Origin of the sequence: Pantoea sp. GABEPS69, assembly GCF_045780835.1 — a bacterium.
GTDB lineage: Bacteria > Pseudomonadota > Gammaproteobacteria > Enterobacterales > Enterobacteriaceae > Pantoea > Pantoea septica.
In genome coordinates this window covers 38452-53725 of sequence record NZ_CP118620.1, presented here as the reverse complement: position 1 = coordinate 53725, position 15274 = coordinate 38452, and the positions used below count along the sequence as shown (strand labels likewise).

Genomic DNA, 15274 nt, shown 5'->3' with positions numbered 1-15274 from the left:
AAAAACTGAGGTCATTATGGATTTTGTGAACATCTCGCGCGCGCTGCTGCCGTTGCTAGGAGGCCGAGAAAATATTGCCAGCGCGGCGCACTGTGCAACGCGCTTGCGCCTGGTGCTGGTGGATGATGCCAAAGCGGATACCGCCGCAATTGGAAAAATTGAGGGCGTTAAAGGATGTTTTCGCAATGCGGGACAATTGCAGGTGATCTTTGGCACCGGCGTGGTTAATAAAGTCTACGCTGCCTTTATTCGCGAAGCCGGCATTAGTGAAGCCAGTAAGTCAGAAGCGGCTGATATCGCCGCGCGCAAGCTCCACCCCTTCCAGCGCATCGCGCGTCTGCTGTCGAATATATTTGTCCCAATCATTCCGGCCATCGTTGCATCCGGCCTGCTGATGGGACTGCTGGGAATGGTAAAAACTTACGGCTGGGTAAACCCTGACAATGCGCTCTATATCATGCTGGATATGTGCAGCTCGGCGGCATTCATCATTCTGCCAGTCCTGATTGGCTTCACCGCTGCGCGAGAATTTGGCGGTAACCCGTTCCTCGGCGCCACGCTGGGCGGCATTCTGACACACCCTGCGCTGACAAATGCCTGGGGCGTAGCGGCCGGATACCACACAATGAACTTCTTCGGCATAGAAGTGGCGATGATCGGCTATCAGGGCACCGTATTCCCGGTACTGCTGGCGGTGTGGTTTATGAGTATTCTGGAGAAACAGCTGCGCCGGGTGATTCCGGATGCACTTGATCTGATCCTCACGCCGTTCCTGACGGTAATCATTTCCGGCTTCATTGCGCTACTTATTATCGGTCCGGCAGGCCGTATGCTCGGTGACGGCATTTCATTTGTGCTCAGCACACTCATTGCTCATGCGGGCTGGCTGGCTGGATTACTCTTCGGCGGCCTGTACTCGGTGATTGTTATTACCGGCGTGCATCACAGCTTCCATGCCATAGAGGCAGGGCTGCTTGGCAATCCGTCGATTGGCGTTAATTTCCTGCTGCCGATCTGGGCAATGGCGAATGTGGCGCAGGGCGGCGCCTGTCTGGCGGTCTGGTTCAAAACCAAAAATGTCAAAATCAAGGCGATTTCGCTGCCATCCGGCTTCTCCGCACTGCTCGGCATTACGGAAGCGGCTATTTTTGGTATTAATCTGCGCTTTATGAAGCCGTTCATTGCCGGAATGGTCGGCGGCGCGTTAGGCGGGGCCTGGGTGGTATCAATGCATGTTTCAATGACCGCAGTAGGCCTGACCGGTATTCCCGGCATGGCGATCGTGCAGGCAAGCTCACTGCTCAATTATGCGACTGGCATGGTGATCGCATTTAGCGCTGCGTTTATTCTCTCTTATTTGCTCAAATACCAAACGGATGCAGACTAATGGGCTCGACCACACTGTTACCCCAAATTCTTAACGCAGTGATGCGTGGTCAGCCGAAGGCACTCAGCGATCCCCACTATCCTGGCTGGCACCTCGCGCCGGTAACGGGGCTGCTTAACGATCCCAATGGCTTTATCAATTTCGCTGGTCGCTATCATCTCTTCTATCAGTGGAATGCGTTGGGCTGTGAACACAAATTTAAATGCTGGGGACACTGGAGTTCCACCGATCTGCTCCACTGGCAGCATGAGCCGATTGCGCTGATGCCTGATGAAGCCTTTGACCGCAGCGGCTGCTACTCTGGCAGCGCCGTGGATGATAACGGCGTGTTGACGCTGATCTACACCGGCAACGTGAAATTTGACGACGGATCGCGCACCGCCTGGCAATGTCTGGCCGTCCAAAATGAGGCGGGCTGTTTCGATAAGCTGGGGCCGGTTATCGCGCTGCCGGAGGGATATACCGGACATGTTCGCGACCCAAAAGTATGGCGGCATGGCGATCAGTGGTACATGGTGCTCGGGGCACAAGACAGCCATAAGCAGGGCAAGGTGCTGCTGCTGCGCTCTGCAGATTTGCATCACTGGCACCCTTTAGGCGAGATTGCCGGCAGCGGTCTGAACGGGCTGGGCGACGCTGGCTATATGTGGGAATGCCCAGATTTGTTTACTCTTGGGGAGACGACTTTCCTGATTTGCTGCCCGCAGGGCATTGCACATGAAGAGCAGCGCTTTCTCAACGCACATGCCAGTGCCTGGCTCGCTGGCAATTTTAATTACGACACCGCCGACTTCGCTCATGGACCCTTTCACGAGCTTGATGCTGGCTTTGAGTTCTACGCCCCGCAAACCACGCTTACCGCCGACGGACGGCGGCTGTTGATTGGCTGGATGGGCGTGCCGGACGGCGAAGAGATGTACCAGCCAACAATTGCGCAATCCTGGCTCCACCAGATGACTTGCGTGCGCGAACTTGACGCGCGTGATGGCCGTCTTCTGCAGCGACCGGTCGCTGAATTGCAGGCATTGCGCGGCGACGAACACCGTTATTACGGTCGGGCAAGCGGCGCCCCGGTGTTAGCAGCGCAGCGGCTGGAACTGGTGCTTACGGGGTCGGGCGGTATTACGCTGAATTTTGCTGAAACTTTGTATCTGGACTGGCATGGAGAAGGATTGCGTCTCGCCCGGCGCAGTTTGGTGAGCGGCGAATGGCACTATCGCTACTGGCGTGGAGCGGTTACTGAGCTGCATATATTATGCGATCACTCCAGCGTTGAAATTTTTATCAATGAGGGTGAAGGCGTGATGAGCAGCCGCTATTTTCCGGCGCATCACGCGCAACTCACGCTGATCGGCGACGAAGAAGTGAATGCCCGCTACTGGCCGTTGCGTCACCTCATGGTAGAATAAGTCATTGTTTCATTAAATGTCGCATTGATGTGAAAAAAACCAGACGCGTTACCATTGCCGATATCGCCGCGTTGGCAGGCGTATCTAAAGCAACCGCCAGCCTGGTACTGAATGGCCGGGGCAAAGAGTTGCGCGTAGCGAAAGAGACGCGCGAAAGAGTACTAACGCTGGCGCGTGAACATCACTACCAGGCGAGTATCCATGCGCGCCTGTTACGTGAGAATCGCAGCCATACGCTGGGTCTGGTGGTGCCTGAGATCACTAATTATGGTTTCGCAGTTTTCTCTCATGCCCTGGAAAATCTCTGCCGCGAGGCGGGTTTACAGTTGCTCATCTCCTGTACGGATGAAAATGCCGGGCAGGAGCGGGTGGTCGTGGATAACCTTGTGGCGCGTCAGGTAGATGGATTAATTGTGGCATCAAGCATGCTCAGCGACAGCGACTATGTGAAGCTGAGCGAACAACTGCCGGTGGTGCTGTTTGACCGCTACATGAGCGATACCAGGCTGCCGCTGGTGATCACCGACTCTGTGACGCCTACCTCTGACCTGGTTGAAAGGATGGCGCGCGCTAATCCCGACGAGATTTATTTTTTGGGTGGGCAGTCGCGCCTTTCTCCTACCAGAGACCGTCTTGCGGGCTTTATGGCGGGACTGGAACGTGCAGGCGTCACGCCTCGTCCGGAGTGGATCATTCATGGTACTTATCACCCCAGCAGCGGTTACGAAATGTTTGCAGCGCTTTGTGCCAGACTGGGCCGTCCTCCTAAAGCGATATTCACTGCCGCCTGCGGGCTGATGGAAGGCGTTTTGCGCTATATGAGCCAGCACCATTTGCTCAGTAGCGATATGCGCATGGCCAGCTTCGACGATCACTATCTCTATGACTCGCTCTCTGTCGCGATTGATACTATTGAGCAAGATGTTCCCAGACTGGCCCAAGAATGTTTCACTCTGTTGACTGCGATGATTGGCGGCGAAGAACCTACCAACCAGCAAACGGTATTACCGGCAACCGTTAAATTACGTGGTAAACATTAATCTGGGGCTTGCCGTTTGTGTGTACACTGGATCATGATTCGTATAATCATAATTATGTTAAATGTGATCGCGATATTCATACCGCCTCGATGTTCTGTCCGCTACCCTACTTTATGCAAAACCCGTGCTACCCGCTATTTTACTGCGCCTGATAGCTCACAGCGCCGTTCAGATCTTACAGCCTCACCTGCACGGCGAACTCAGGGCCGCCCGGGCAGCCCTGAAACCCAGCTTACTGCGCCTGCTGTTGATTCTTTTCCGCGTCCTTTTTCTCTTTTTTATGGGCCATATGATGGCCTACGGCGCAGCCCGCCGCCGCGCCGGCGACGGCATGATCTTTGATATGCCCGGCCGCGCCGCCGACCGCTGCGCCTTTGAGGCAGCCCTTCGCCTCAGCCTGGGAGGCGACCGACATCAGCAGGCCCAGGGTAATCACTAAACACGACAGTTTACGCATTTGAACGCTATCCTCATAAGAATTAACAGCACATTGCCGATAAGCAGCCCGATGAGCATAGTCGCAATGTTAGGCCCGTAGAGGGTAATACGACTACCGTTGTCATTCTGTTGAGGAATCGTTGCATGTTTATGTGAAGAGCACCCATTGCGCTTCTCGGCATCACGCCTGGTTAGCGTCGGCGCCGCGCTTTGCTTCCCGGCGACAGCGTTCGGAGCAGTACTGCACCTGATCCCAGCACTTTTCCCATTTTTTACGCCAGGTCATCGGCTTCTTGCAGTTTTTACAATAGCGTACCGGCAGCGATTGTTTGTTTCCCTTAAAAACGCGCATTATTTGCCTCTCTCAAATTCAGCATTATCGCTTCTTCGCTCGAACCGACCGCCCACCCACCAGAGCGCGAGCGCCGTCAGAGCGATAACGCCCAGCGCCGCGAATGCCGTGCTGTAGGAGTAACGCGCGGCAATGGTGCCCGCCAGCGCCGGACTCATCGCGGCGCCCGCCCCTTGCATCAGCATAATCGCGCCCTGCCCTGCATTGGTATGTCCGCTTCCCGCCAGCACGTTAACAATATAGCCCGGCACCGCCACGCCCAGCAGTCCGGCCGCCAGGCCATCCAGTATCTGAACCGGGATCATCCCCAGGGCGCCAGGCCAGGCAGAGGCGATAGCAGCGCGCAGCGGCAATACCAGCAGCGCCGCCGTAATCAGTAGTGAATAGCCCGACTTTTGCGCGCGGCTGGCGGCAAACAGGGCTACCGGGATCATCACGCACTGCGAAATCACCACGGTGGCGGCTGCATAAACGCCGGCAGGCATCGTCCCGTCATGGGCGGCGGCGGCACGCATGCTCAGCATGGGCAGCAGCGCGGCATTGCTGAGATGGAACAGCAGCAGCGTCAATCCGGTGATGATAATGGCGGGGTTGCGCAGAATTACCGAAAGCCTGGGCACCGCAAGCCGGTGGTCATCGCCGCTTAATCCGCGCGCAAGGCGATGATCGATATCTTCATGCCGGATAGCTAAAACGGAAAGCGCCGCGCAGAGCGCCATGGCGGTCATCAAAACGAAGACGGCGCCTGTTCCCCACCAGGCGACGGAAATCCCGGCGATAATGGCCGCGGTCATATTGCCGCCGTGGTTAAAGGCTTCGTTATGGCCCATCTGGCGGCTGAATCCCTCTGGCCCGGTCAGGCCAAGCGTGATGCCGGTCAGCACGGGCGCGATAAACGCTGCTGCAAGGCCGGTGAGGATCTGCGAAAAAAGCGTTACCCATGAATCGGGAAAATACCAGAGCAGCAGCGTCGACACGGTAATGACCAGCGAGCCGACAATCAGCTGCAGGCGCTTATGGCGTGTCGCATCCGTTATCAGTCCGGCGGGAAGCGTGGCGAACAGGCCCGCCAGACCGCCGGCAGACATCACCCAGCCGATATCATCCGCTCGCCAGTGATGTTCGGTGAGGAAGATGCCCAAAAACGGGCCCAGTCCGTCCCGCACGTCCGCCATAAAAAAATTTACCAGACAGAGCGCCTGAAGCGATCGCAGCGTCATACACATCCTCGTTAATAAGTTTACGATTATCGGGGATAAACCCCGCTTCGTTTAAGCCTGGCACGGAAAGCGAGGTTGCGTAAAAAACAGGGGTGACTGGCCAGCTAAACGCCCTGCTACCCTGTCACCCGCGTCTATAACGCATAAAAAAAATTAACTGATAAATAAATCAGTTTGCATTAAGTAAAGAAGTAATAAATAGCGTCCCGGTGTAACCAAAAAAGACAAATGCTCAAACCGGATTAGCTGATAATAAATAGAGATAAGGCGAGAGCGAAGGAATAAATATTAAATAAATTAAATGAAAAAGGGAATGTTCCTATAATTATGCTTTGCTTTACTCGGTGGCGGAATTAAAAAGATGTTGATTATATAATCACTTCACCTGAGCGTGCTTTTTCAGCGTGTCACCTGTTGCTTCCGGAATTTTATCAGGGGCTTATATGAAAATAATAGTGAGCGGGCGCGGCTACCCGGAAAAAAGAAACATTATCGTTAACGAGCAGTACACCTACCTTGATTTTCGTTATAAAAATATATGGCTTTACATCAATAAAATAAGACAGAAGCTGGCGCGTGCTAATAAGGTCTTTATCTTCTGGCCTTTCCGTTTCCTTATGCCGGCGGACACCCAGGTCATCCATCTGTTTAACGAGGTGGCTCAGACCCGGCAGCGCTGGATCGCCACCTTTGAAACCGAGCTGCCACGCGTTCTGCCGGTGCCGGGCGTGCCCAAACTCGCCAATCCCGCGCTAAAGAAAGCGCTCAGGCTGGTCGCCGCGCCGCAGTGTGTGGCGATCGTGGCGATGTCTGAAGCCGCAAGGCAGATTCAGCTAAAACTGCTGGAAGCCTTTCCTGACGAGGCGGCAGCCATCATCCCTAAAATGCATAAGCTGCATCCCCCGCAGCCGGTGCTTTATGACGGGCCGCGCGATACGCCTGACAAAAAGCTAATTTTTACCTTTGTTGGTAATGAATTTTATCGCAAAGGCGGCGCCGAGGTGGTGCTCGCTTTTAGCGAGCTGGCCGAAGAAGGGGTAATTAATGCCGATACCGTCGAGGTGAATATAACAGGCGATCTTAACAATAGGTATAACATCGCTCATGGCAAATATCAGGATGAAGCCGCTTTTTACAGTAAAATTGAACAATCGCTAACGCGATATAATATTTTTACTCATGCTACGTCCAGACCCAACAGCGAGCTCATCGCGTTATTTAAGCGCGCCCATGTCGGGCTGCTGCCTAGCTGGCAAGATACCTATGGCTTTTCCGTTCTGGAAATGCAGGCGTGCGGCTGTCCCGTTATCACCACCAACGTGCGCGCGCTGCCTGAAATAAATCCAGACGCCGCGGGCTGGACCCTCGCCTGTCCTCTGAACGCGATGTTTGAACTCACCGTGGCGTCCGTTGGGGATAAAATAGCGCTGAGGCGTCTGATGGTGGCCCAGCTGAAAGCGCAAGTGCTGGCGATCCTGGCGGACCGCGCGTCTGTTCTCTCCCGTTCTCAAAACGCCCTGCGGCGAATAGAGACGCACCATAATCCGGCGCGTTTTAAAGAGAGCCTCGACGCAATTTATGCGCTGGCGCGGTGATGCAAGCAGCAGGGCCGCGAGAGTCAGATTCGCGCGTTGCCTTCCAGACGGACCCAGCGACGTCCGGTCGCCACCGTGAGCGCAACCAGCGTCAGGCCCGCTGCTAGATGCATTAAAAAATCGATCATATGCAGCTGCGTGTCGTGGCAGAGCGACAGCAGCATCGACGACATAAAAGCGATGCCGCATCCCGCCAGCGCCAGACTTTTTGCCGGAAAGAGCGAGCGGGTACGATAGAGGCTGAACACCGAGATCGCCATCATCGGCAGGCCCGCGCACAGCATAAAGAGATAGCAGTGAATGCCCTCGCCAAAGCGTCCTGCGCCAGCGGGCACCTGCGCGGCGGTCATGTTGCCGAGATTGAGCGCCAGCCACGCCAGCGCCGGCAAAAGAAGGTAACGCAGCGCGGGCGGCTTCCGTCCCGCCAGGCTAAGGGTAAAGGCTCCGGCGATAGCGCCGACGCCCAGCATAAAAGACAACAGCAAGGCCGCTATCGCCAGCGGCGCGCCAGGCTGCGACCAGTCGGTGTAGCGGCTGTGCAGCGCCCAGCTGCCGAGCGCGCCGCAGGGCAGCGCCGCCGCGATCCAGCCAGTTACGCGCCATGCCGTTGGCCAGATGCGTCTGACCGGCTGCGCTGACGCGCTGAGCTGTTCGATAAGTTGGTCATGATTTCTCATGCTTGCCACTTCCAGATTTACGCAGGTTGAGCATTGCGCGGTGCAAAAGCGATTTGACCGCAGAAAGCGAAAGATTGGCCTCAGCCGCCGCCTGGGCCAGGCTCTGTTCGCGCAGGTGAACGGACTCGACGATCTGTCGCTGACGTGCCGGCAGCGCGCCTAAACAGTCGTTTAGCGCGTCCTCGCCTGCATCGGCCTCGTTCGTTTCCGTCGTCAGGCGGTGAAGGACGTCCTCGTCCTGCACTTCATGCTGGCGGCCACGCTGACGCAGGGCGTCGATCGCCCTTGCCGAAGCGATAGCCGCCACCCAGGGCAGCAGGGGACGGCGCGGATCGTAAGTGTGGCGCACCCGATGTATCGCCAGCAGCGTCTCCTGAATCACATCTTCAACCAGCGCGTCGTCGGCGATTTTTTTGCGCACCAGGGCACGGATGGCGGGCACCATCGCTTTCAGAAGCTGGTTATAGGCGGCTTTATCGCCAGCCTGCGCGCGGGCCATTAAGAGAGGCCAGTGCTGAGCGCGCGCGTCAGTGGCGGGCATCGCCCGCGCTTAAAGGCTGAACCATCCGCCCGGCTAAGAGGTTAATCAATATTCACCCGTTCACGTTTTCTTTCCGCTTTCAGCGGCCTGCTCAAGCGCCGAAATAACGATGCCCGGCGTCAGGACCTGCGGCAGCACCAGCGGTTTTCCGCCGTTTGCCGGATAAACCACATAGAGCGGCAGCCCGCCTCGCCCGAAATCGCTGAGCGCCTGCTCGACGTCCGGATTATATTTCGTGGAGTCCGCGACCATATAGATGGTGTCGGTGCGCGCCATCGCCGCTTTCACCGCCTGAGTCGACAAAGAGGTGCGGTCGTTAACCTGGCAGGTGATGCACCAGGAGGCGGTAAAGTTCACCAGTACCGGCTTGCCCTGGCCTTTAATCGCATCCACGTTCTGCGGCGACCAGGCGACGGCCGCCGCCGCCACGGCGCTCCCGACGTTCTCTTCAGGCGCGGCAACGCTTTTCAGATTGATCAGCGGCGGCACCAGCAACAGCAGGAAAACCGCCGTCGTCAGATGCAGCGCCCAGTGGCGACGTCCCATCATACGGCGTTTCTGCGCCATGCCATATAGCCAGGCGGCAAAACTGAGCAGCAGGCAGCAGCCGAGGATCGCCGCCAGCGCCGCCGAACCCGCCTGGCGTTCCAGCACCCAAATCAGCCAGCCAACGGCGCCCAGCATCGGGAAAGCCAGCCCGTGTTTCAGCGTCATCATCCAGGCGCCGGGTGCCGGCAGCACGCGCGCCAGTACCGGGAAGAAGGCGATCAGGGTAAAGGGCGCGGCGAATCCGAGCGCCAGCGCGATAAAAATCACCAGGCTGACGGCGGGCGGCTGCGTCAGCGCATAGCCGACGGCGCTGGCCATAAAGGGCGCGCTGCACGGGGTCGCCACGACGATAGCGAGCGCGCCGGTGAACGCCGACCCCACTAAGCCGCCACGATTGCCGCCCACCTCGCCTGCCCGCTGCAGGGAAAGCCCAATTTCAAACACGCCGAAGAGATTAAGCGCCGAGGCCAGCATCACCAGAATCAGCAGCGCGATGACCATCGGCGACTGTAGCTGAAAGCCCCAGCCGACCGAGGCGCCGCCCGCTCGCGCCAGCAGCAGTACCCCCACCAGCGCCAGCATCGTCACGACCACGCCCAGTAAAAACGCCAGCCCCTCGGCGCGGGCGTGCGCCGGTTTGTCGTGATGGCGGATCAAACTCAGCGCCTTCAGCGAAATCACCGGGAATACGCACGGCATAAGATTGAGTATCAGGCCGTCGAGAAACGCGGCGGCGATAGCTGTCAGCATGATAATTTCACCTGGTTCAGGGGTCAGGCAGGATTGGCCTGACGATATTTTTTCACCGCGTCCATCGCCTTCTGGATATGCGCATCCGGATTTTTGTCGGTATAGCTGAGCAGAATTTTGCCGTCCGGGGCGATCACGTAAGAGGTGCGATCGGAAAAAGTTTTCCCTTTAAAATCCATAGTGCTTTTGTATTCCGCCGCCACTTTGGCGCCGGGATCGGCCGCAACGGTGAATTTATCGCGGCACTCGAGCTGCGAGAATTTCGCAATCTGGTCGGTATTGCCCGCGGTCACGCCAATGACCGTCGCGCCCTGCTTGTTGAATTCGTCAGTCGCCTCGGCGAAATCGTGCGCTTCCAGCGTGCAGCCCGCGCTGAAGGCCGCCGGAAAGAAATAGAGCACTACCGGCCCTTTCTGCAGCGCCTGCTGCAAAGAGAAGGTGGTCGCTTTACCGGCCAGCGCCGCGCCGAGTGTGAAATCGGGCGCCTTGTCGCCGACCTGCAGCGCGGCGAACGCCGAGGCGACAGGCAGGCTCAGGGCGAGAAGCGTGGCGGCCGCCAGCGTTTTCAGGTTGTTTTTCATCGGCATCTCATTCTTCTCCGTGGGTAATCAGGCGACATGCCTGGAGGATGTAATCAGAGGTTCGTCAGCCGCTGCGGAAAAGTTTCGCTGCCGGAAAATATTTTTGCGGCAGGGCGATTCCTGAACCGGCGCGGATACCTTGTGATACTATGCGCCGAACGGATTTCAGACCGCATGAGGCGAATCGGGATGCATAAAAACAGTACGCCGACCCCGCACGACGCGGTGTTCAAAACCTTTCTCTCGCACCCTGAGACGGCGCGCGACTTCATGGCGCTGCATCTGCCGCCCGCGCTGCTGGCGATCTGCGATCTCTCGACGCTGAAGCTGGAATCCGGCAGTTTCGTCGAGGATGACCTGCGTCCTTACTACAGCGACGTGCTTTACTCGCTGAAAACCGGCGGCGGGGATGGCTATGTGCACGTCCTGATTGAGCATCAGAGCTCGCCGGATAAGCATATGGCGTTTCGGCTGATGCGCTATGCCGTGGCGGCGATGCAGCGTCATCTTGATGCCGGGCATAAAACCCTGCCGCTGGTGATCCCGGTACTTTTTTACCAGGGCAAGCGCAGCCCTTATCCTTACTCGATGAACTGGCTCGATTCGTTTAGCGAACGTGAGCGGGCCGCGGCGCTCTATAGCGGACATTTTCCGCTGGTGGACGTGACCGTGATCCCGGATGAAGAGATTATGCAGCACCGCAGCATGGCGGCCCTGACCCTGCTGCAAAAGCATATTCGCCAGCGCGATCTTCGAGGACTGCTCGATCAGCTGGCCACGCTAATGCTGACGGAATTTATGACCGGACAGCAGGTGATGGCGCTGGTAAACTATATGCTTCAGGCCGGCGAAACGCCGGACGCGAAAGCGATGATTCGTGAACTGGCACAGCGCGTGCCGCAGCATGAGGATGAACTGATGACCCTTGCACAACAGCTTGAGCAGATAGGCCTGAAAAAAGGACTGGAACAAGGGCTGGAACAAGGCCGCCAGCTTGGCGAGCGTGAAGCCAGCCTCAATATCGCCCGAAACTTGCTGAAAAACGGTATGGACGTGCCTTCAGTGATGAAAGTGACGGGCCTGTCCGAAGAAGATCTGCAGCAGATCCGCCACTAAGTCCTGCCTGACTCATTACGCTTAGCCGCCGCGCCTTCCGGCGGCTAAGCTGTCACCCGCTTCGCTCTGTTTACTACGGCTTGATGACAGGCAGGCTTTCTGGCGAGGTGAAGATCGTCAGGCCGAGGGATTGGCCAAGGCGCACGTCATTGTCGGCGCCCTGCGACGCGCCCGGCATGCGCAAAATGGCGTCGCAGCAGGCGATTAAGCGATGCGCGACCGGATAGAGAAATCTCTCGCTGATCTCGTCGCCGATGTGGGCCGATCCTGCGGCCGCCGCGAGCGGCAGCGCTAGCCACTCGCCGATCACCGGCGTATGTCCGCGCTGATAAACCTCCAGCGCCATGCGGTTCATCTTCGCCAGGTTGGCATCGATCAACGCCGGATCGCCGTTCGTGCCGCTGCGAACCGGGCCCGCGATCAAAATCATCATTGGCTGTCCCCCTCGAAAACGGCGCTGAGCGCCAGGTGCTGCAGCAAGATGATGGTCTTGGCATCTTCAATCTCGCCGCTGCGGATCGCCGCCAGCGCGCGGGCGAAAGGCCACTCCAGCACTTCGATATCCTCGCCCTCTTCCGCCAGCCCGCCGCCCTTGCCGCGCCGATCGTCGTCATGGTATTCGGCGATGAAAAAGTAGAGCTTTTCCGTAACGGATCCGGGGCTCATATAAGCCTCCAGCACCTTCTCCGCATGCGTGACCCGGAAGCCGGTCTCCTCTTCCGCCTCCGCGAGGATGCGCGCTTCGGGCGAGGCGTTGTCGAGCAGGCCAGCCGCCGCCTCGATTAAATAGCCGCTATGGCCGTTGATATAGACCGGCAGGCGAAACTGGCGGGTCAGCACCACGCTTTTACGCGCGCGGTTGTAAAGCAGAATGACCGCGCCGTTGCCGCGATCGTAGGCTTCACGGCTCTGCTCTTGCCAGCTGCCATCGGCGCGCTGCTGCTCAAAGGTATATTTCTTCAGCGTGTACCAGTTATCGGATAACACCTGCTCGCGCAGGTGACGTATGTTCGGCTGCATGTTTTCTCCTCAGGAAGGTGACAAAAAACACGCTACCATGCATAATCGTGCAACATCAAGAAAAAACAAAGGCGTTTCTTTATGCTGAGTTCACAGCGCAAGCAGCAGATCCTGGCGATACTCGCCGAGGAAAAACAGGTGATGTCCAGCGAGCTGAGCCAGCGCTTTAGCGTCTCAGAGGACTCTATACGGCGCGATCTTCGCGAGCTGGCGGCGGAAGGATTGCTGCAGCGCGTACACGGCGGCGCGCTGCCGGTATCTGCAGCGGTGGCCCCTTTTGAAACACGCAAAAACGTGCATACCGGCTCCAAGCAGCTTATCGCGCAAAAAGCAGTCAGACTTATCCAGCCCGGTCAGGTCGTGATTATCGACGGCGGCACCACCACCGAAGCGATGGTGCGGCAGCTGCCTGCGGATCTGGCGTTTACCGCCGTCACCCACAGCCCGAGCGTTGCCGTGGCGCTGGTCGACTCTCCTCAGGTCGAGGTGATTATGCTTGGCGGACTGCTCTATCGTCACTCTGTCGTGGCGGTAGGTGCAGCGGTGCTGGAGGCTATCGCACGCATCAATGCCGATCTTTTTTTTATGGGCGTCACGGGCGTTCATAAGAACGCAGGATTGACCACCGGCGACTATGAAGAGGCGGGAATTAAACGGGCGCTGGCGGCGCGCGCCTCGGAAACCGTGGTAATGGTATCGCAGGAGAAGATGAATTCGGCCTCGGCGTTTGCCATCGGCGATTTGACGCTGGCCAGCACGCTGGTGGTCGACGGCGAGCCGGATGCGGAGATGAAGAGGCTGCTGGCGCAAAAGCAGATTACAGTGATTTAAAGGCGATGCATCTGGGGCGAATACGGCGAGGAGACGACCGGCGCACCCTCGTCGGGGCGAAGGTGCGCCGCCGCAGAATAAGCGATTACTTCGCTAGCGCTTTCAGCAGCTGCGCCGCCGTTGCCGCCGATGAGCCCGGGTTCTGTCCGGTGATTAGCAGGCCGTCCTGCACTACCCAGGAGCCCCAGTCTTCGCCTTTGGAATAGAGGCCGCCTTTGGCGATCAGCTCATCCTCTACCAGGAAAGGCACGATGTTGGTCAGGCCGACGCCCTCTTCTTCGCTGTTAGCGAAGCCGGTCACTTTTTTACCTTCGACCAGCGGACGCCCCTCTGCGGTTTTCACATGGCGCAGCACGCCCGGCGCATGACAAACCAGCGCAACCGGTTTTTGAGCGGCAATAAAGCTTTCTATCAGGGCGATGGAGTGCTGATCTTCCGCCAGATCCCATAACGGGCCGTGGCCGCCTGGGTAGAACACCGTATCGAAGTCGGAGGCGGAAACGCTCTCCAGGCGTACCGTTGACGCCAGCTGCGCTTTGGCTTCTTCATCCGCCTCGAAGCGATGGGTCAGCTCGGTCTGGAAATCAGGCTCATTGCTTTTCGGATCCAGCGGCGGGTTGCCGCCTTGCGGCGAGGCCAGGGTAATTTCGGCGCCGGCGTCTTTAAAGGCGTAGTAAGGCGCGGCCAGCTCTTCCAGCCAGAAACCCGTTTTACGTCCGGTGTCGCCCAGCCGATCGTGCGAGGTCAAAACCATTAATACTTTCATGTCTGTTCTCCGCTTAATGAAGTTGCCATTTAAATAGTAGACCAGTCGTCTAGATTTTGCTGATAAAAAAAGTCGTTGCCGACCTTTTTTGCCGCCCCGTCAGGAGGCAGCGTTAAGCATTTGCTGCGTCAGCGCCATGGCTGATGCAAACGGCCGCTTGTTGCGTACAATCTTGACCATCACGCTGGCGCCGAGCCAGAGCTGATAGAGAGTTTCCGCCACCACGGCCGGCTTCTCTTCAGTGCGCAGCGACCCTTCCGCTACGCCCGCCTCAATGGCGTCCGTCAGGCGCGCCACGATGCCGGCGGTGCCCTTTTCCAGCGTATGGCGCATCGCTTCCGAGAGATCGGCCACTTCGGCGCCCAGCTTGACGGCCAGGCATTTGCCCTGACAGTCCTGAAAAGATTGCGTATCCTGCCACTGCTGCCAGTAGTGCATCAGCCTTTGCTGCATCGTGCAGTTGGGCTGGCTCAGGGTCTCGTCCATATTCGCCAGATAGTCGTCAAAGTAACTTTCCAGCATAGCGACGCCAAAGGCATCTTTCGAACCGAAGTAGTGATAGAACGAGCCTTTCGGCACGCCTGCTTCCGTCAGAATTTCGTTGAGACCGACAGCCGAGTATCCTTTGCTGGCCATAATGCGCTGGCCGGTGTCCAGGATATGTTCGCGAATGTCTTCTCTGTGCTTGTGAGCGACTGTGTTCATGAATTCAAAATAGCCTTTATTAGACCGGTCGTCTAGACGCGGGCGCGATTTTTTTGCGTCTACTTTATCATGGATTATGCTAAAGCGTTAAAAAGCTTTCTAATCAACGGGATAAAAGAAGCAGCATGATGAAAAGAAAATAGCCGTAACGGTTTGCCAGGGCGGCGCCGGCGATCACAACGATCTGGCGATACCCGGCGCCGGCTGACCTGCGGTTCTCCGGGCCGGGAAGCGGGATTCGCCTCGACCGGCTGGTGCTGGACGGCCGGTGTATCTTCATCTGGACTGCAATGCGCT

Annotated in this window: 17 protein-coding genes; 6 read left to right on the top strand and 11 right to left on the bottom strand. The window is 57.5% G+C overall.

The annotated features are described in order from the left end of the window. Positions 1-16 precede the first annotated feature (16 nt). Genes PVE98_RS22595 through PVE98_RS22585 form a run of 3 tightly spaced genes read left to right on the top strand, consistent with a single transcriptional unit; the run spans position 17 to position 3836 of the window. Positions 17-1387, top strand: coding sequence for a sucrose-specific PTS transporter subunit IIBC (locus PVE98_RS22595; protein WP_033755606.1), 1371 nt, complete (start codon positions 17-19; stop codon positions 1385-1387). After that, positions 1387-2796, top strand: a complete 1410-nt coding sequence (locus PVE98_RS22590) for a sucrose-6-phosphate hydrolase (protein ID WP_033755608.1) — start codon at positions 1387-1389, stop codon at positions 2794-2796. The genes PVE98_RS22595 and PVE98_RS22590 overlap by 1 nt, the downstream gene beginning before the upstream one ends. A 29-nt stretch (positions 2797-2825) precedes the next feature. Further along, positions 2826-3836 (top strand): substrate-binding domain-containing protein, encoded by a 1011-nt coding sequence (locus tag PVE98_RS22585; RefSeq protein WP_033755610.1) that lies wholly within the window; start codon positions 2826-2828, stop codon positions 3834-3836. Between the two features lie 232 nt (positions 3837-4068). On the opposite strand, the gene PVE98_RS22580 is transcribed toward PVE98_RS22585, so the two are convergent. The 3 genes from PVE98_RS22580 to PVE98_RS22570 form a co-directional block, all read right to left on the bottom strand. Beyond that, positions 4069-4293 (bottom strand): hypothetical protein, encoded by a 225-nt coding sequence (locus tag PVE98_RS22580; RefSeq protein ID WP_033755612.1) that lies wholly within the window; start codon positions 4291-4293, stop codon positions 4069-4071. 162 nt (positions 4294-4455) lie between these two features. Then, entirely contained in the window at positions 4456-4626 is a 171-nt protein-coding gene (locus PVE98_RS22575) for a DUF2256 domain-containing protein (RefSeq protein ID WP_071997469.1), read from the bottom strand. Then, positions 4626-5846, bottom strand: a complete 1221-nt coding sequence (locus tag PVE98_RS22570) for an MFS transporter (protein WP_033755614.1) — start codon at positions 5844-5846, stop codon at positions 4626-4628. The genes PVE98_RS22575 and PVE98_RS22570 overlap by 1 nt, the downstream gene beginning before the upstream one ends. 443 nt (positions 5847-6289) lie before the next feature. Here PVE98_RS22570 and PVE98_RS22565 point away from each other — a divergent pair, with 443 nt between their 5' ends. After that, positions 6290-7441, top strand: coding sequence for a glycosyltransferase (locus tag PVE98_RS22565; protein ID WP_033755616.1), 1152 nt, complete (start codon positions 6290-6292; stop codon positions 7439-7441). Between the two features lie 23 nt (positions 7442-7464). Here PVE98_RS22565 and PVE98_RS22560 read toward each other — a convergent pair whose 3' ends face one another. From PVE98_RS22560 to PVE98_RS22545, 4 genes are read right to left on the bottom strand one after another with little or no spacing between them, the layout of a single operon-like run. Then, entirely contained in the window at positions 7465-8118 is a 654-nt protein-coding gene (locus PVE98_RS22560) for a DUF1109 domain-containing protein (RefSeq protein ID WP_096073973.1), read from the bottom strand. Further along, positions 8105-8659, bottom strand: a complete 555-nt coding sequence (locus PVE98_RS22555; RefSeq protein WP_033755618.1) for a sigma-70 family RNA polymerase sigma factor — start codon at positions 8657-8659, stop codon at positions 8105-8107. The genes PVE98_RS22560 and PVE98_RS22555 overlap by 14 nt, the downstream gene beginning before the upstream one ends. Positions 8660-8719: 60 nt before the next feature. Continuing rightward, on the bottom strand, positions 8720-9958 hold the full coding sequence (locus PVE98_RS22550) for a protein-disulfide reductase DsbD (protein WP_096073974.1): 1239 nt from the start codon (positions 9956-9958) through the stop codon (positions 8720-8722). 23 nt (positions 9959-9981) lie between these two features. Continuing rightward, positions 9982-10545, bottom strand: coding sequence for a peroxiredoxin (locus PVE98_RS22545; protein ID WP_096073975.1), 564 nt, complete (start codon positions 10543-10545; stop codon positions 9982-9984). Between the two features lie 183 nt (positions 10546-10728). On the opposite strand from PVE98_RS22545, the gene PVE98_RS22540 reads away from it, so the two are divergent. Further along, entirely contained in the window at positions 10729-11655 is a 927-nt protein-coding gene (locus PVE98_RS22540) for an Rpn family recombination-promoting nuclease/putative transposase (protein ID WP_033755621.1), read from the top strand. Positions 11656-11728: 73 nt separating this feature from the next. On the opposite strand, the gene PVE98_RS22535 is transcribed toward PVE98_RS22540, so the two are convergent. Together PVE98_RS22535 and PVE98_RS22530 are read right to left on the bottom strand one after the other, a co-directional pair. After that, positions 11729-12088 (bottom strand): NUDIX hydrolase, encoded by a 360-nt coding sequence (locus tag PVE98_RS22535; protein ID WP_033755623.1) that lies wholly within the window; start codon positions 12086-12088, stop codon positions 11729-11731. After that, positions 12085-12675, bottom strand: a complete 591-nt coding sequence (locus PVE98_RS22530; RefSeq protein ID WP_033755625.1) for an NUDIX domain-containing protein — start codon at positions 12673-12675, stop codon at positions 12085-12087. The genes PVE98_RS22535 and PVE98_RS22530 overlap by 4 nt, the downstream gene beginning before the upstream one ends. 81 nt (positions 12676-12756) lie before the next feature. Here PVE98_RS22530 and PVE98_RS22525 point away from each other — a divergent pair, with 81 nt between their 5' ends. Continuing rightward, positions 12757-13506 (top strand): DeoR/GlpR family DNA-binding transcription regulator, encoded by a 750-nt coding sequence (locus PVE98_RS22525; protein WP_033755627.1) that lies wholly within the window; start codon positions 12757-12759, stop codon positions 13504-13506. Between the two features lie 85 nt (positions 13507-13591). On the opposite strand, the gene PVE98_RS22520 is transcribed toward PVE98_RS22525, so the two are convergent. Continuing rightward, on the bottom strand, positions 13592-14272 hold the full coding sequence (locus PVE98_RS22520) for a type 1 glutamine amidotransferase domain-containing protein (protein WP_033755628.1): 681 nt from the start codon (positions 14270-14272) through the stop codon (positions 13592-13594). A 99-nt stretch (positions 14273-14371) separates the two neighbouring features. Then, a complete protein-coding gene (locus PVE98_RS22515) occupies positions 14372-14977 on the bottom strand; it encodes a TetR/AcrR family transcriptional regulator (protein ID WP_033755629.1) in 606 nt (201 codons plus the stop codon). Positions 14978-15274 lie beyond the last annotated feature (297 nt).

Bases quoted from the DNA above. Each gene is read 5' to 3' on its own strand.
- PVE98_RS22530 (WP_033755625.1), bottom strand. From the start codon at position 12,675: ATGCAGCCGAACATACGTCACCTGCGCGAGCAGGTGTTATCCGATAAC.
- PVE98_RS22580 (WP_033755612.1), bottom strand. From the start codon at position 4,293: ATGCGTAAACTGTCGTGTTTAGTGATTACCCTGGGCCTGCTGATGTCG.
- PVE98_RS22535 (WP_033755623.1), bottom strand. From the start codon at position 12,088: ATGATGATTTTGATCGCGGGCCCGGTTCGCAGCGGCACGAACGGCGAT.
- PVE98_RS22520 (WP_033755628.1), bottom strand. From the start codon at position 14,272: ATGAAAGTATTAATGGTTTTGACCTCGCACGATCGGCTGGGCGACACC.
- PVE98_RS22555 (WP_033755618.1), bottom strand. From the start codon at position 8,659: ATGCCCGCCACTGACGCGCGCGCTCAGCACTGGCCTCTCTTAATGGCC.
- PVE98_RS22550 (WP_096073974.1), bottom strand. From the start codon at position 9,958: ATGCTGACAGCTATCGCCGCCGCGTTTCTCGACGGCCTGATACTCAAT.
- PVE98_RS22575 (WP_071997469.1), bottom strand. From the start codon at position 4,626: ATGCGCGTTTTTAAGGGAAACAAACAATCGCTGCCGGTACGCTATTGT.
- PVE98_RS22515 (WP_033755629.1), bottom strand. From the start codon at position 14,977: ATGAACACAGTCGCTCACAAGCACAGAGAAGACATTCGCGAACATATC.
- PVE98_RS22590 (WP_033755608.1), top strand. From the start codon at position 1,387: ATGGGCTCGACCACACTGTTACCCCAAATTCTTAACGCAGTGATGCGT.
- PVE98_RS22560 (WP_096073973.1), bottom strand. From the start codon at position 8,118: ATGAGAAATCATGACCAACTTATCGAACAGCTCAGCGCGTCAGCGCAG.
- PVE98_RS22565 (WP_033755616.1), top strand. From the start codon at position 6,290: ATGAAAATAATAGTGAGCGGGCGCGGCTACCCGGAAAAAAGAAACATT.
- PVE98_RS22545 (WP_096073975.1), bottom strand. From the start codon at position 10,545: ATGCCGATGAAAAACAACCTGAAAACGCTGGCGGCCGCCACGCTTCTC.
- PVE98_RS22525 (WP_033755627.1), top strand. From the start codon at position 12,757: ATGCTGAGTTCACAGCGCAAGCAGCAGATCCTGGCGATACTCGCCGAG.
- PVE98_RS22540 (WP_033755621.1), top strand. From the start codon at position 10,729: ATGCATAAAAACAGTACGCCGACCCCGCACGACGCGGTGTTCAAAACC.
- PVE98_RS22595 (WP_033755606.1), top strand. From the start codon at position 17: ATGGATTTTGTGAACATCTCGCGCGCGCTGCTGCCGTTGCTAGGAGGC.
- PVE98_RS22570 (WP_033755614.1), bottom strand. From the start codon at position 5,846: ATGACGCTGCGATCGCTTCAGGCGCTCTGTCTGGTAAATTTTTTTATG.